Below are 14,483 nucleotides of genomic sequence, written 5' to 3'. Positions count from 1 at the left end.
GGGATTTTATGAATCATTTAACAATTTTAATAAAGCCTAGTTCTAGTGCTTGTAATTTAGATTGTAAATATTGTTTTTATAAAGATATATCAAAAAATAGGGATGTTTATACTAATGATTTTATGGATATTTCTACACTAGAAAATATAGTTAAAAATGCTTTAAGTAAAAATGTAGATTATATAAACTTTATATTTCAAGGTGGAGAGCCTACTTTAGTAGGTATTGATTTTTATAAAAAGCTTATAACATTACAAAATAAATATAACAATAATAATATTAATATTGTAAATTCTATTCAAACTAATGGTATAAATATAGATGATGAATTTGCGATTTTCTTTAAAGAAAACTATTTTTTAGTTGAAATATCACTAGATGGTTTAAAAGAAACTCACGATTTATATAGGACATATAAAAATGGATCTTCCACTTTTGATGAAGTTATATCAGCTATTAATATATTAAAAAAATATAAGGTTAATTTTAATATACTATCTGTTGTAACTAAAGAAAGCGCTAAAAATATAGATGAGATTTATGAGTATTTTAAATCTAATGATTTTCCATATATACAATTTATACCCTATATAAAAAACTTCGAGATAGATAATCAAAATAAATATATAGAAAATGAGTTTAAAAATTACTTAGACACTACTAGTTTTTATATATTTTTAGATAAATTATTTAATCTTTGGTATAAAGATATTAAAAACGGTAAGTTTGTAGAAATAAGAAACTTTATGGATTATATAACTGTTCTTAAAGGATATAATCCAACTAGCTGTGGTATGAATGGATTTTGCAGTCTTAATATAGTTATTGAATCCAATGGTGATGTTTATCCTTGTGACTTATACTGCTTTGATTATTGGAAATTAGGTAACATTAATAAAGATTCTTTAGACGAACTTATGGCTTCTTCTAAGGCATTAGAATTTTTAAATCGTTCTTTATACATACATAATACTTGTAAAAAATGTAAGTACTTTAAGCTTTGCGGTGGTGGATGTAGACGTAACCTAGAGCCTTTTGTTGATAATATACCTTCTTTTAATTATCAATGTAAAGCCATCAAACAATTTTTAGATAAAAACTTAAATAAATTAGTATCTATATCTAATATGTTTGATTGAATATAGTTTTATTTAAAAATTTTAAAATTTAAATATATAAAAATGTATCCTATGTAAGTAGATAATTTAAAAACTACTCTATAGGGTACATTTTTTTAATTTACTTATACATTAATTTTTACATATTTAATTAGGCTAATATATTTTATAGATTATTTTAATCTTCATCTTCTATTTTTATCTTTTTGCTAAGATAGTGCCAAGAGTTCCAAACAGATACTAACTTCCATCCATCACTTCCATATTTATTTAATATTTCAGCTGTCTTTTTAGCATTTTCATTTATTACTACACATTTATATTCATATGTTTTTTTGCTCATAAAAAACCCCCTTAAATATACTCTTATAATTGATATATTTAAGAGGGTTATAATATATGCTATTTTTACAAATTTTTAAGTTAATTTTGTTTGCTTAAATTGTCTATGTTATTTTATTTTTGTTATCATCACTTTGTATATAATATAAGCTATAAAAATATCCTTTAAGGTCGATTAATTCTTTAAAGCTTCCTTTTTCTATAACCCTTCCTTCTTTCATAACTATTATCTCATCATAATTTATTAATATATTTTTTATAAGCTTGTGAGTTACAACTATCATCGTTAAATCATTAAGACTTAACAGTGATGTTTCTAAGTTATAAGCAGTTTCATTATCTAATGCAGATGTAGACTCATCTAGTATAAGTATCTGTGTATTATTTATAAGGGCTCTGGCTATAGCAATTCTTTGTTTTTCTCCACCTGATAACTTATTTCCATTTTCTCCAACATGTGACTCTATTCCATTTTCAAGTTTATTTATAAGAGGTAATATCCCTGACCTTTTACAACTTTCTAACACTTGTTCATCGCTATAATTTGCAAATAATTTTATATTTTCCTTTATAGAATCATCAAACATAAATACATTTTGTTGTATCATTGATATATTTTTATATAAATCTAAACTGTATATTTCTTTTAAATCTTTATTATCAAAATTTATACTTCCTTCATAGTCTGTATAATACCTCATAAGTAATTTTATTAAAGTACTTTTACCGCATCCACTTTCTCCAACTATTGCATACTTTTTATTTTTCTCAAAAGTTAAATTTATATTATCTAAAGCTTTTCTATCACTAGTATATGAGTAATTAAGGTTTTTAACTTCTATAGAATTTTCAAACTCATTAAGCTTAACTTCTTCTATACTTTCATTGGATGTTTCAAGTATTTCTTCTATTTTATCTGCTATAAGAGATACTGATTTTATTTGATTTATGAGAGATATACTTGTTTTAACTGGAGATACTATATGAGTACTTAATTGTATTATTATTATGGCAGTACCTACTGATATACTTTTTTTATACATTAAATACCCACCTAAAATTAATACTCCTAGGTATATAGTTACACTAAAAGATAGAGAAAATCCTTTTATTATTGCTTCAAGTATTGCATATCTTCTTTTACTACTTTCTACTTTAATCGAACTCTCTTTAAATATTTTATTTATCTTATTACTTATATTAAAGCCTTTTATAACTTCAAATCCTGTAAATAAATCTTTCGTTAATGAAGTTATTTCTTCTAGATTTTTTGAGTATTCATTCTTTTCTATAACTAACTTCTTAGATAAAGCATTTGGTATTATAAATCCAAGTGCTCCAAATACTGCTATAAATACAACTATAGATGGACTTATAAAAAATAATACTCCCAATGATATTGTAAAAGATATTAATGATGATATTATTAAAAATATATTATTTAAAAAATTATCTTCTATCATTTTTACATCATTGTATAATACTGATATGTACTTACCACTGTTATCTAGTGAAAAGTCTTTTATATCTTTATTTATTACTTTAGAAAATATATCACATCTTAAGTAATTTACTGTATTTTTTATATATTTAGACATTACAAGACCATCTAAATACTCTGTTATAAACATTATAATTATTAATCCAATTGTTGCCACTATTATTGGTATAAATTTATTTACATCCCCACTTGCAAATATGTCTACTATAAATCCCATCATGAAATCAAAACATATACTAGCTAACGCTACTAAAGATATCGTAGCTATTCTTGTAAAAAACTGCCCTTTGTATTTTAAAGCATATTTCAAAAGCATTTTCATAACTATTTCTCCTAATATTAACAATCAATTTTTAACTTATCTAAACTATTTAAATTTAAACTTTAATATAAAAACTGTAGTTTAGACTACAGTTTTTATATATCTATATTATTTAATAGTTCTTTACTCCATCCTGAAGTTGTACTAGATATCACTCCTATTTCTTTAACTATATCGTATTTTATACTTGCCATAATTCACATCTTTACCTTTATTATACAATGATTATACCACAAAAATGATTGTATAATACTTATACAAACAGTATATTGTTATATGGAATTTGTGTAATTTATTACTCACTACAAGATTTTAAAACTTCCTGTAATGATATTTTTTCTATTTTTTTCTTAGCTGCATATGTTCCTAGCATAAATATAAATAATATTATAATTAAGCCAACTATACCTTGCCATATTTCAAATTCAAATGGCATAACCATTCCAAACTCACTAGCTAGGTATCTAATGCCAAATCCTAACCCAAGTACAGTTATTGGTATACTTACAATATATGAAATTATAGAATAAACTAGGTAACTACTTAACATCATAGAATTAACTTCTTTTTTAGAATATCCCATTACTTTAAGTAAAGATATTGAATAATAATTATCTTCTACAGTCATAGTTGTAAGCACATATAAAACTATAACAGCTATAAATACTGCAGTAATTATCATTGAATATATAGCTACTTTTACAAATCCTTGCATTGATTTTGTTTGTTCTAATATATCATTTTTATTTATAACTGATAAATAATCACCTTTATCCAATTTATCTTTTGAATATACACCAGTATAAAAATCATCTTTATCTATATTTTTAAATGCTTCATCTTTAGTTATTATATTACTTAAATTCTTTCTATCCATATATACTTTAGGCTCTCCATAATCCCTAGATATTCCTACTATCTTTTCTTTATATACTTTATCATTTATAGTTATATTTATAGTTTCACCATTTTTTACTCCATAAGTTAAGTAAAAACTATTATTTACTACAATACCATCTTTTAATTCTTTAGTTATATCATTAATTTTTTTATCATATATTTTATGTAATTTATTATCACTGTCTATTCCAGTAATGTTTATATTGTCTTCTTTGTATATGCCATTAGGTAAACTTATAAATTTCTCATCATCATTGTTAAGCTTTGGATATTCTTTAGACATATCGACAATTCCCTCATATATATATCCTACTGATTTATAATAATCTACACTCATTTTATCAAAGAAATCAGACATCATAAGACTCATTATTATAAGCATTGATGAAAATACTATTCCTAAGAAAAATACTATAAATTTATTAGTATTTGCAAGTATAAATGAGTATTTAAATTTTGTTTGAGGTTTAGCATTTTTTAATAATTTACTAACTAATTTATTAAGTTTTCCTACCTTTTCATTATCACTTGATTTTATAAGGTTTATTGCCTTTTTAGAAAGCATCTTATTTATAAGTATAGTTGAAAGTCCTATTATAACTACTAATGGTACTACTATTGCTACTAATAATACACTTAAATTAGTTTTTATTTCTCCACTAGGTATTAAATAAAACTCTAAGTAAAAATTACTCATATATGGTGCTGTATATACCCCTAATATATATCCAATAAGTAAAAGTGGTAAAGATATTATTGTTAGTATCATTATATATGGTTTAAGTATTTCATATTTTGAATATCCTAGTGCTTTTAAAACTCCTATTTGAGTTTTTTCATTTTTAACTATTCTATAAGTTATCATAAGTACTATTAAAACAGCTATTGTACTAATACTTACACTTATACCTATAGTCATAGCTTGACCGCCCTTTATTTCTTCATATATTGCTCCACTTTTCATTTGATTTTTTGTAAGTACTATACTAGTTATATACTTTAAATCATTTTTATCCTTATATGTTTTAATAATATCTTCATTGAAGTTTTTTAAGCTTTCTTCATTATTAGAAACTCCAGATAAATAAAAATCTTCTTTTCCCTTTATACTTTCATATTCTGTATTATTTACTAATCCTAAAGTCATTTTAGAATTATCTATATTAAAATCTGTTCCACTTATAGGCAGTGTATTATCTGCAAACAATACAAACCCTGTTATAATGTAATTCTTTCCGTTTATGTCAATACTATCGCCTATATCTAAGTTATTTTTCTTAGCATATATATTAGTTACTGCTATTTCATTATCTAATTTAGGCTTATTTCCTTTTTCTATATATGATAGGTTTATATTTTTACTATCTTTAAATAATGTTATCTTATTACTTTTACCATTATTTTTAAAGTTTACTTCTTTGTAAGATCTATTTTCTAATTTAAAACCTTTATAATCTTTTTCAAATGCATTTATTCTATTTTCTATTATCTTATTATAAATATTAATATCTGACTTTTTTATATCACTTAATGTATATATAAGCATACTACTTGCTTTCATTTTTTCTTTATCTGATAAATTATTAATATCAAATTCTGTTAAACCATTTATCATACTTATAGAAAAATCTTCTTGATTAGTTTCATTAATAAAATTTTCCAAAGGTGTTTTTAAGCTATCAATAGCATAAAACATGGTTGTATATAAAAAAGAACTAAGTGCTATTATTATACCTATGGCAAGAATTTGTAATTTCTTTTTCTTAAATGTATTTAAAGTATTTTTAAATAAAACTCTTACCCCCATTTTATTTCACTTGCCTTTCTTTTTTTGGTATTTAAGATTTCTTCGACTATTTTTCCTGAATTCATTTTTATTACTCTATCAGCCATAAATGCAATATTTGGGTTATGAGTTATAACTACTGTTGTTGTTTTAAATCTTTCATTCATATTTTGTATCATTTCTAATACTTGCTTTCCAGTTTCTTCATCTAATGCACCAGTTGGTTCATCACAAAACATTATCTTTGGATTTTTAGCTATACTTCTAGCTATAGAAACTCTTTGCTGTTGCCCACCACTTAATTGGTATGGATATTTATCTTTTTCATTTTTCATACTTACTGCATCTAACACTTCATCAATATTTAATGGATTTTTTCCTATACTTGAACCTATTTCAATATTTTCTTTTACTGTAAGATTTTGAAGTAGATTATACTGTTGGAATATAAACCCTAAATTATTTCTTCTAAATTTTGTAAGCTTATCTTCATTGTAATCACTTATTTTTTCATCATTATAATAGATTTCTCCACTACTTGGTGTATCTAATCCACTTATAACATTTAACATTGTACTTTTTCCACTACCACTTGGACCTAGTATAACTATAAATTCACCATCCTTAATTTCTATATTTATATCTTTTAATGCTACTGTTTCAACTTCTCCACTTTTATAAATTTTCCCTACATTCACTAATCTAATAGACATGACAAAGCCCTTTCATTTTTAAATTTTTTATAATTAATTATATTCATACATTTTTAAGTACTTTTAATAAAGTTATTATATATTTATATTCTCAACTTTTATTATATAAAACACCATGTATAACTTTAAACATTAAAATTATTAAATAATAAAAATCACATTTAATGCTTTGTTCATATGCTATATTAGACGCTAAAAATTATTAAATTTCAAAGGAGGTGTTTGGTATATCATACTACCAAGACAATGAATATAATTGCAGCTGCTTATCAAAATATAGTATAGTTGGAGCTAATTCTTTAGATATTGATGTTGACTACTGTGAGCCTGAAATAAGATCAGACATTGTTATGCCCGAGCACAAATCAGTTAGACTTTGGGGGCAAATAGTAAATCATAAAGGAGAGCCAGTAGAAAATGCCTTAGTAAAATTGTTAGGAGTTGAATGTTATGACGATCAAATTTACTATAAAGGAATAGCTCATACTATAAGCGATTGTGAAGGATTTTATCAATTTGATTTATCTGACTATGAAGATAAATATTCTAGTTTCAAATTATTAGTAAACAAAGCTACTTATGATTCAGAAAAGGTAGTATCACTTGAATCTAACAACTGTGATTCTTGTTGTAACCAAAATTACTGCGATGATTACTCTAAGTGTGATATTTCATCATTTAGTTCTCTAAACTATTACCCTAGAAAATTTTCTACTTTTTATGAAATAAAAAATAATTTTAATTGCATATGTAAAAAAAATCACAACTGCAAAAACAGGATAACTTGTAACAAAAAACATGATAAAAATATCTCCAGAAGCTAGTTTGCTTTTGGAGATATTTTTTGTGTATAAAATGCTATCTTAAATCCATCATAAAATAAAAATATATAAATATGCTAAGTTATCTAAGTTTTTACTTCAATATAAAAAATATATAAACTAAAATTTCTATATATCCATATTATTTAATAATTCTTTAAGAGATTTTAATTCCTCTGCTGTTAAAGTTATTCCTTTTCCCATTTTTTCATGTTCTGATGACCAATCTCTTAAATCATACTTAGGTTCCCTATTGTTCCAACTTATAATATTTAATTCTTTTTTCCACCCTGAAGTTGTAGTTGATATTATCCCTACCTCTTTTACTATATCATATTTTATACTTGACATGATTTCACCTCTTTATGTTTGTATATATAGTAATTATACCACGAAAAGTTTTATATAAAACTTTAATAAATAATTTAACAAATGCTTTAATTTACTTAATTTTTATTAAAAATATCAATCTTTATTAATTAAAAGTTATTAAATTACTATAAATGTATATTTTATTTATTTTGGTAAATAATCCTAATAGCAATATTTTATTAAAGGAGTATAATATGAGTTTATTAAAAGATAGTAGAACAAAAGAAAATTTAATGAGGGCTTTCGCTGGAGAAAGTCAAGCTAGAAACAGATATACATTTGGAGAAAGTTTAGCTAAAAAGCAAAATTTATATGTAGTTCAAAAAGTATTTAATTATACAGCAGAACAAGAAAAAGCTCATGCTTGGGTTTTTTATAATCATCTAAAAGAACTTTCTGGCTCTTCTATAACTATAGATGCTGGATATCCTGTTGAAGTATATGACGATTTAATTAAAACATTAAAAGATTCTCAACATAATGAATACGAAGAATGGGATAAAGTTTACAAAGAATTTGCTAAAACAGCTCGTGAAGAAGGTTTCTTAGAGGTAGCTAATAGTTTTGAGAAAATATCTGAAATAGAAAAAATTCATGGAGATAGATTTGGAAGATTTGCTAGTGACCTTGAAAACAATACTCTATTTAAAAAAGATACTGAAGAAAAGTGGATTTGCTTAAACTGTGGTCATGTTCATACAGGTACTAAAGCTCCAATGGCTTGCCCAGTTTGTTCATATCCACAAGGATATTTTATATTATATTCTAATTCACCATTTGAAAATTAATAAAAATCCCTAGTTATTCTAGGGATTTTTATTATCTACAATTACATACACATTTACAATTTAAGTTACACCCGCAGTTATGATCATTTGAATTACACCCACAGCTATGATTATTCGAGTTACATTCACAGTTATGACCATTTGAGCTACATCCATCATTCTCTTCATGACAATTTTTATGACATTCATCACTTTGTTTCATAAGTCTTCGAGCTTCACACATTAACTCTTCACCCTCATTTGATAATCTTTTACAATCATTCCATAATCTACGAGCTCTTTCACATTCTTCCATAGCTTGTCTTTTTAATTCCTCTGCTCTTCTTTCTGATTGTTGTGCTTGCTGTGCAGCTTGATTTGCTCTATTTATTCTTTCATTAGCTTCATCACATTTTCTTTGAGCTAAACATTTAAGTCTTCTACATTCTGAGCAATCAATATCATGATCACATTTACATTTATGATTTTTTTCACACTCTTTTTTATTTATGTTTATGCCTTTACAACAAAAATTTTTATGACATCCACAATTATGCTTTTTATGATTTCCTTTTTTGCATACCATAATATCCACCCTTTTTTTTTATTAGACATGATATATTAAATATCATCTTCTTAATAATATATATATGCAGTCTTCTACAAAATGTGAGTCAACTTTTATAAATACTTATATTTTTTTGTACTTAATAACTAATTATATAGAGGAAACTCTATATATTATAAAGAATACTTATATAATCTTTTAATTTGGAGGTTTTTATATTATGAGAAAGTTATTTATGGCTTTTTTATTATTTTCATTAAGTATGTATTTAATAGGTTTTAATTCTTTTGATAATAATATAGACCCTAATTTGAAGTTTGAATTATTAGGTTATATAAATGATAATAATTGCACAAAAATAAATATAAGATTAAAAAATGAATCGAACAATGAATTTATAGATCCAGATATTAGCTTAATATTAAGCGATAAATACGAAAAACAATATGGCTATACTATAAAATCTAAAGATATAAATAATATTACTCCAAATAGTTATGTAGATTTAGAATTTGCTTTTGAAAATAAATTAAATTTAGAAAAGTATAACCTCAAAGATGGAAATGTAATATTTAAATCTTTTATAAAAGATAAGTCTCCTTCAAATTCTATTAATATGCTTTTTACTATAAATTAGGTATAAAGTAAAATATGAGATAGTTATAGTATAATTTAAAACACTACTATCACTATCTCATATTTATTAAATATTTTTAATTATAATAACATCATCCCTATTGATAATATAATAGCTGATGATATATATATACAAATGATTATCTTACTTGCAAACTTAACCCATGTACTATATTCAACCTTTGCTATAGCAAGTCCCCCCATTATAACTCCAGATGTTGGTGTTATAAGATTTACAAGTCCGCATCCAGCACCAAGAGTTGATATAATTAATTCTGATGGAAATCCTAAACTTTTTGCTAATGGTCCAAATATAGGCATTGATACACTAGCTAAGCCTGATGTAGAAGGTATTAAAAATGATAAACATATATATATTAAAAATGCTATGTTTATAAATAATATAGGTGACATTCCACTTAATGCATGTGATGCATTATTAAGAACATAAACATCAAGTCCTGTACTACTCATTATAACAGATACTCCTCTTGATATACCTATTATAAGCGCAACTCCTACCATCTCAGATGCTCCGTCTATTATAGCTGAAACTATTTCTTTTTCTTTTAATCCATATACTACACCAATTACAATAGCCATTAATGTATACCATGTAGCAAGTTCTGAAAACCACCAGTTTCCAAGTGCATTACCTGTTAAAAAGTCAGTATGCTTAAATATAGTTATTCCAAACTTTTCCCAAGGAATAACTCCACATATCATAACTACAAATGATAATCCAAATAAAGCTAATACTATTTTTCTCTTAGTTGTAAATTCTAAAGTCTCTTTTTTTGAATTTATAAATGCACTTTTAGCTGATTCTACTTCTTCTTTTGATAATAAAGTTGCATTAGGATTTTCTTTAACCTTTTTAGCATGCTTCATAACAAAGTATATAGATATTAATAGTGATGACAACCAAAGTGCTGCTCCAATTCCCATAACTACCGCTTGATTAACTTCAACTCCAACACCTTTAAGAGAATCTATACTTATTGAAACCACAAATGGGTTTACAGTTGAACCTAAAACTCCACATCCAGCACCAAATAATATAGTAGCAACTGCTGTTAAAGAATCAAATCCAGCAGCTAACATAGTAGCTGTTATTAATGCATAAAAGGCTAATGTTTCTTCTGACATACCAAAGCAAGTTCCACCTAATGAAAATGTAAACATTAGTATTGGTATTAATATGAATTCTTTCCCATTTAGCTTTTTTACTATTGAACCTATTCCTGCATCAAGTGCCCCTGTTTTTGCTACAACACCTAAAAATCCACCCATTAAAAGCACATATAAAGATACATCTATAGCATCTTTTAATCCTTTTATAGGAGACATTACAACGTCTGATATCCCTGCTTTATTAACCTGTGGTATAAACTGTGTAATTATACCTATTACTATAATTATAGAAAACAATATAGTATATGCAGTAGGCAGGTTAAACTTCTTTTTGTCAGTTTGTCTTCCCATAACTTCCTCCGTATATTTTTTTTCTAAAATAGTTATAGCATACTTAATAATAAATTAAAATACTTTACTTTTAAATTTATGTTATATTCAGTAGTTTTTTTTAATATTTTGTCATATCTAATTAGTAATAAGTTTTTATATTTTACACAACCTATATTTATATAATTTATTTAAAGGATATGGTTAATTTGGATTTTAAAAATATTTTAGAAAAATTAATAATTATTTTACAAGGTTTATCTACAATAGTCATAATATGGGGTATAGCAATTCAATTTGCTTTATGGTTAAAATCAGAAATTGTATCTAAGACTAGAAAGACTGCTGTTGAAAATGTTACTACCATCAAAAACTTTTTGGGCACATACATACTATTTGGCTTAGAAATTCTAATAGGTGCAGATATTATAGAATCAATACTAGACCCTAGCCTTAATCATATATTAGGCCTTGCTGCCATAGTTATAATAAGGACAATTATCTCTTATTTCTTAAATAAAGAAATTGAATCTATTAATAAAAACTAATATATTAATTTTTAGTATTAAAAAAAAATATTGACATAAATAAAAAATAGATTTATTATTTAAAACAATAAAGTTAATTACATAACTAAATGCAATGATAAGAAATAGTAAAAGTAAGTATCTTTAACAGAGAGTTACCGGTTGGTGAGAGGTGCAATTGATTTTACTTTGAACACATCTTTAAGCAGAGCACCGAAAAGATATCTTAGTAGGCTGTTTCCGGATTCCCTGCACCCGTTATAGTGCTAGAGTATAAACAATTTATTTGTCGTACTCAAAGAGGTTAGTGTCGTGAGGCATTAATAAATAGAGGTGGAACCACGTGAGTTAACTCCCGTCCTCTAGCAATAGCTAGAGGCGGGAGTTTTTTTAGTTTATTTCCTTATGCGCGCAAAGAAATACACTTAAAAAATTAAATTTACTATAAGGAGATATTATATGAAAAATATATTAAAAAAATTTAGTTTAATGATATTAATTATAATCCCTCTAATATTAATTGGAGGTTGTGAGAAAAAATTTACTAATTATAAAAATAATAATCAAGATAATACAGTCGTTATAGGGTATGACAATACCTTTGTACCTATGGGTTTTTTAGATGAAAATAATGAAGTTGTAGGATTTGATATAGACCTTGCTAAAGAAGTTTTCTCTAGGCTTAATATGAATGTAAAATTTCAAAATATAGATTGGAGCATGAAAGATACAGAGCTAGACTCTGGTAATATAGATGCTTTATGGAATGGTTATACACTAACAGAAGAAAGAAAGAAAAAAGTAGAGTACTCTAATCCTTATCTAACTAACAAACAAGTTATAGTTACCTTAGATAATTCTTCTATAAAAAATAAATCTGATTTAAAAGGGAAATTGCTAGGAACTCAACAAGGTAGTGCTGGTTTTGATGTTATAGAAAAAGATACTAATATAGTTAATAACTTACAGGATAAAACACCTATACTTTATGATAGCTTTGACAATGCATTTAGAGACTTAGAGTTTGGTAGAGTTGATGCAGTTGTAGCTGATGAAGTATTAGCAAAGTATTATATAAGCAATTCAAATAAACAAAATTTTGTTATCTTAAAGGATAACTTTGGAGAGGAAAGCTTTGTTATCGGATTTAAAAAAGGAAATACTTCACTTTCCAATAAAGTAAATAAAGCTTTAACTGAAGTTAAAGAAGATAAAACTTTCGATAAAATTTATAAAAAATGGTTTAACTAGATTTAGGAGGATTTAATATGTTACAAGGATTAAAAATAGTGTTTATTGTATTTATGCTAACACTTATAATATCAATACCTCTAGGTATAATTATTTGCACATTAAGATTATCTAAAAACAATATTTTAAATGGTATTTCAAAATTTTATATATTAATCTTTAGAGGTACTCCACTTTTACTACAACTAATATTTATATTCTACGGACTTCCTCTTTTAGGAATTGTATTTGATAGATTTACAGTAGCAATACTTGCCTTTTCTCTAAACTATAGTGCATATTTTGCAGAAATATTTAGAGGAGGCATAGAGTCAATAGATAAAGGTCAATATGAAGCCTCTTTAGTACTTGGATTTGACAGATTTACAACTTATAAAAAAATAATAGTACCCCAAGTAGTAAAAAGTATTTTAGCTCCAATGTCTAATGAAGTTATAACATTAATAAAAGATACATCTTTAGTTTATATATTAGGACTTAACGATATACTAAGACTTGCTCAGATAGCTTCTAATAGAACTTTAAGTTTAATTCCCCTACTTAAGGTTGGTCTTATATATTTAGGATTAATTTTCATACTAAGTAGTGTCTTTAAAGCTTTAGAAAATAAGTATTCATATTATAGATAGGAGTTTTTATATGTTAGAAATAAAAAATTTAAATAAATCATTTGGTAAAAATAAAATATTAAATAATATATCATTTAATATAAATAAAGGTGAAATTGGAGTTTTACTTGGAAAATCAGGCGCTGGTAAAACAACTTTACTTAGATGTATATGTGGACTAGAAGATTTTGATAGTGGAAGTATTATAATAGATAAAACCACTATGAAAAGCTCTATGGATATACTAAAGTTAAAAGGTCAAATTGGAATGGTATTTCAAAATTTCAATTTATTTCCACATATGTCTGTACTTGAAAACATTACCTGTGCATTAGTTAATGTACTAGGTCAAAGTGATAAAGAAGCTTTAGAAAAAGCTACTAGTATTTTAGATTTAGTTAACTTAAAAGATAAACTAAATTCATATCCTTTTGAACTATCTGGTGGACAAAAACAAAGAGTAGCAATCGCTCGTGCAATAGCCCTATCCCCAAAGATATTATGCTTTGATGAACCTACATCTGCACTAGACCTAGAATCTATAGAGGATATAATAAATATCATGTATAAGTTAAAAGAAAATGGTATGACTATTTTAATAATTACTCATGACTTAGATTTTGCAAATAAAATTTCCGATAAAAGCATAACTATAAAAAATGGATTAGTTGATAATTTAGCCATACTTTAATAAAAAATTTCCTTCACTTGAACTACGTATAGGCAAAGTGTTTCATATCACCGACAACTACTTCCATTGCTCAAGTTTAGCGATTAATCTAAAAAA

Annotated in this window: 15 protein-coding genes and 1 other annotated feature; of the genes, 8 read left to right on the top strand and 7 right to left on the bottom strand. The window is 25.2% G+C overall.

Going from position 1 to position 14,483, the window contains the following annotated elements:
- Positions 1-8 precede the first annotated feature (8 nt).
- Positions 9-1,139, top strand: coding sequence for an anaerobic sulfatase maturase (locus I4U66_RS02140; protein ID WP_092926582.1), 1,131 nt, complete (start codon positions 9-11; stop codon positions 1,137-1,139).
- Between the two features lie 157 nt (positions 1,140-1,296).
- Here I4U66_RS02140 and I4U66_RS02135 read toward each other — a convergent pair whose 3' ends face one another.
- The 4 genes from I4U66_RS02135 to I4U66_RS02120 form a co-directional block, all read right to left on the bottom strand.
- Complete coding sequence (locus I4U66_RS02135) at positions 1,297-1,461, bottom strand: DUF4177 domain-containing protein (RefSeq protein ID WP_141664391.1); 165 nt, start codon at positions 1,459-1,461, stop codon at positions 1,297-1,299.
- Between the two features lie 103 nt (positions 1,462-1,564).
- Entirely contained in the window at positions 1,565-3,283 is a 1,719-nt protein-coding gene (locus I4U66_RS02130; RefSeq protein WP_092926584.1) for an ABC transporter ATP-binding protein, read from the bottom strand.
- A gap of 295 nt (positions 3,284-3,578) precedes the next feature.
- The gene (locus I4U66_RS02125; RefSeq protein ID WP_195928360.1) at positions 3,579-5,990 is read right to left on the bottom strand and encodes an ABC transporter permease; all 2,412 of its coding nucleotides are present in this window, start codon (positions 5,988-5,990) and stop codon (positions 3,579-3,581) included.
- Entirely contained in the window at positions 5,981-6,682 is a 702-nt protein-coding gene (locus I4U66_RS02120; protein ID WP_195928359.1) for an ABC transporter ATP-binding protein, read from the bottom strand. The genes I4U66_RS02125 and I4U66_RS02120 overlap by 10 nt, the downstream gene beginning before the upstream one ends.
- Positions 6,683-6,900: 218 nt before the next feature.
- On the opposite strand from I4U66_RS02120, the gene I4U66_RS02115 reads away from it, so the two are divergent.
- Positions 6,901-7,506, top strand: coding sequence for a hypothetical protein (locus tag I4U66_RS02115; protein ID WP_195928358.1), 606 nt, complete (start codon positions 6,901-6,903; stop codon positions 7,504-7,506).
- Between the two features lie 126 nt (positions 7,507-7,632).
- On the opposite strand, the gene I4U66_RS02110 is transcribed toward I4U66_RS02115, so the two are convergent.
- A complete protein-coding gene (locus I4U66_RS02110) occupies positions 7,633-7,854 on the bottom strand; it encodes a YdbC family protein (RefSeq protein ID WP_092926592.1) in 222 nt (73 codons plus the stop codon).
- A 215-nt stretch (positions 7,855-8,069) separates the two neighbouring features.
- On the opposite strand from I4U66_RS02110, the gene rbr reads away from it, so the two are divergent.
- On the top strand, positions 8,070-8,663 hold the full coding sequence (gene rbr, locus I4U66_RS02105) for a rubrerythrin (RefSeq protein WP_092926594.1): 594 nt from the start codon (positions 8,070-8,072) through the stop codon (positions 8,661-8,663).
- 31 nt (positions 8,664-8,694) lie between these two features.
- On the opposite strand, the gene I4U66_RS02100 is transcribed toward rbr, so the two are convergent.
- On the bottom strand, positions 8,695-9,228 hold the full coding sequence (locus tag I4U66_RS02100; protein ID WP_195928357.1) for a hypothetical protein: 534 nt from the start codon (positions 9,226-9,228) through the stop codon (positions 8,695-8,697).
- 202 nt (positions 9,229-9,430) lie between these two features.
- On the opposite strand from I4U66_RS02100, the gene I4U66_RS02095 reads away from it, so the two are divergent.
- Entirely contained in the window at positions 9,431-9,847 is a 417-nt protein-coding gene (locus I4U66_RS02095; RefSeq protein WP_195928356.1) for a hypothetical protein, read from the top strand.
- Between the two features lie 80 nt (positions 9,848-9,927).
- Here I4U66_RS02095 and I4U66_RS02090 read toward each other — a convergent pair whose 3' ends face one another.
- Positions 9,928-11,331, bottom strand: a complete 1,404-nt coding sequence (locus I4U66_RS02090) for a YfcC family protein (RefSeq protein WP_195928355.1) — start codon at positions 11,329-11,331, stop codon at positions 9,928-9,930.
- Between the two features lie 179 nt (positions 11,332-11,510).
- Here I4U66_RS02090 and I4U66_RS02085 point away from each other — a divergent pair, with 179 nt between their 5' ends.
- From I4U66_RS02085 to I4U66_RS02070, 4 genes are all read left to right on the top strand, one after another.
- Complete coding sequence (locus I4U66_RS02085) at positions 11,511-11,858, top strand: DUF1622 domain-containing protein (RefSeq protein ID WP_092926602.1); 348 nt, start codon at positions 11,511-11,513, stop codon at positions 11,856-11,858.
- A gap of 85 nt (positions 11,859-11,943) precedes the next feature.
- Positions 11,944-12,203: a binding site (T-box leader), on the top strand.
- A gap of 93 nt (positions 12,204-12,296) precedes the next feature.
- Positions 12,297-13,088, top strand: coding sequence for an amino acid ABC transporter substrate-binding protein (locus I4U66_RS02080; RefSeq protein WP_166505095.1), 792 nt, complete (start codon positions 12,297-12,299; stop codon positions 13,086-13,088).
- A 17-nt stretch (positions 13,089-13,105) separates the two neighbouring features.
- Entirely contained in the window at positions 13,106-13,717 is a 612-nt protein-coding gene (locus I4U66_RS02075) for an amino acid ABC transporter permease (protein WP_195580936.1), read from the top strand.
- A 10-nt stretch (positions 13,718-13,727) separates the two neighbouring features.
- Positions 13,728-14,387, top strand: coding sequence for an amino acid ABC transporter ATP-binding protein (locus I4U66_RS02070; protein WP_195580935.1), 660 nt, complete (start codon positions 13,728-13,730; stop codon positions 14,385-14,387).
- Positions 14,388-14,483 lie beyond the last annotated feature (96 nt).

It is taken from the genome of Romboutsia sp. D33t1_170424_H2, assembly GCF_015669105.1.
Taxonomy (GTDB): Bacteria; Bacillota; Clostridia; order Peptostreptococcales; family Peptostreptococcaceae; genus Romboutsia_C; species Romboutsia_C hominis.
This window is presented reverse-complemented; position numbering and strand designations above follow the sequence as displayed.

Coding starts and splice junctions, on each gene's coding strand:
- I4U66_RS02070 (WP_195580935.1), top strand. CDS start 13,728: ATGTTAGAAATAAAAAATTTAAATAAATCATTTGGTAAAAATAAAATA.
- I4U66_RS02120 (WP_195928359.1), bottom strand. CDS start 6,682: ATGTCTATTAGATTAGTGAATGTAGGGAAAATTTATAAAAGTGGAGAA.
- rbr (WP_092926594.1), top strand. CDS start 8,070: ATGAGTTTATTAAAAGATAGTAGAACAAAAGAAAATTTAATGAGGGCT.
- I4U66_RS02140 (WP_092926582.1), top strand. CDS start 9: ATGAATCATTTAACAATTTTAATAAAGCCTAGTTCTAGTGCTTGTAAT.
- I4U66_RS02100 (WP_195928357.1), bottom strand. CDS start 9,228: ATGGTATGCAAAAAAGGAAATCATAAAAAGCATAATTGTGGATGTCAT.
- I4U66_RS02085 (WP_092926602.1), top strand. CDS start 11,511: ATGGTTAATTTGGATTTTAAAAATATTTTAGAAAAATTAATAATTATT.
- I4U66_RS02075 (WP_195580936.1), top strand. CDS start 13,106: ATGTTACAAGGATTAAAAATAGTGTTTATTGTATTTATGCTAACACTT.
- I4U66_RS02095 (WP_195928356.1), top strand. CDS start 9,431: ATGAGAAAGTTATTTATGGCTTTTTTATTATTTTCATTAAGTATGTAT.
- I4U66_RS02080 (WP_166505095.1), top strand. CDS start 12,297: ATGAAAAATATATTAAAAAAATTTAGTTTAATGATATTAATTATAATC.
- I4U66_RS02110 (WP_092926592.1), bottom strand. CDS start 7,854: ATGTCAAGTATAAAATATGATATAGTAAAAGAGGTAGGGATAATATCA.
- I4U66_RS02135 (WP_141664391.1), bottom strand. CDS start 1,461: ATGAGCAAAAAAACATATGAATATAAATGTGTAGTAATAAATGAAAAT.
- I4U66_RS02125 (WP_195928360.1), bottom strand. CDS start 5,990: ATGGGGGTAAGAGTTTTATTTAAAAATACTTTAAATACATTTAAGAAA.
- I4U66_RS02090 (WP_195928355.1), bottom strand. CDS start 11,331: ATGGGAAGACAAACTGACAAAAAGAAGTTTAACCTGCCTACTGCATAT.
- I4U66_RS02130 (WP_092926584.1), bottom strand. CDS start 3,283: ATGAAAATGCTTTTGAAATATGCTTTAAAATACAAAGGGCAGTTTTTT.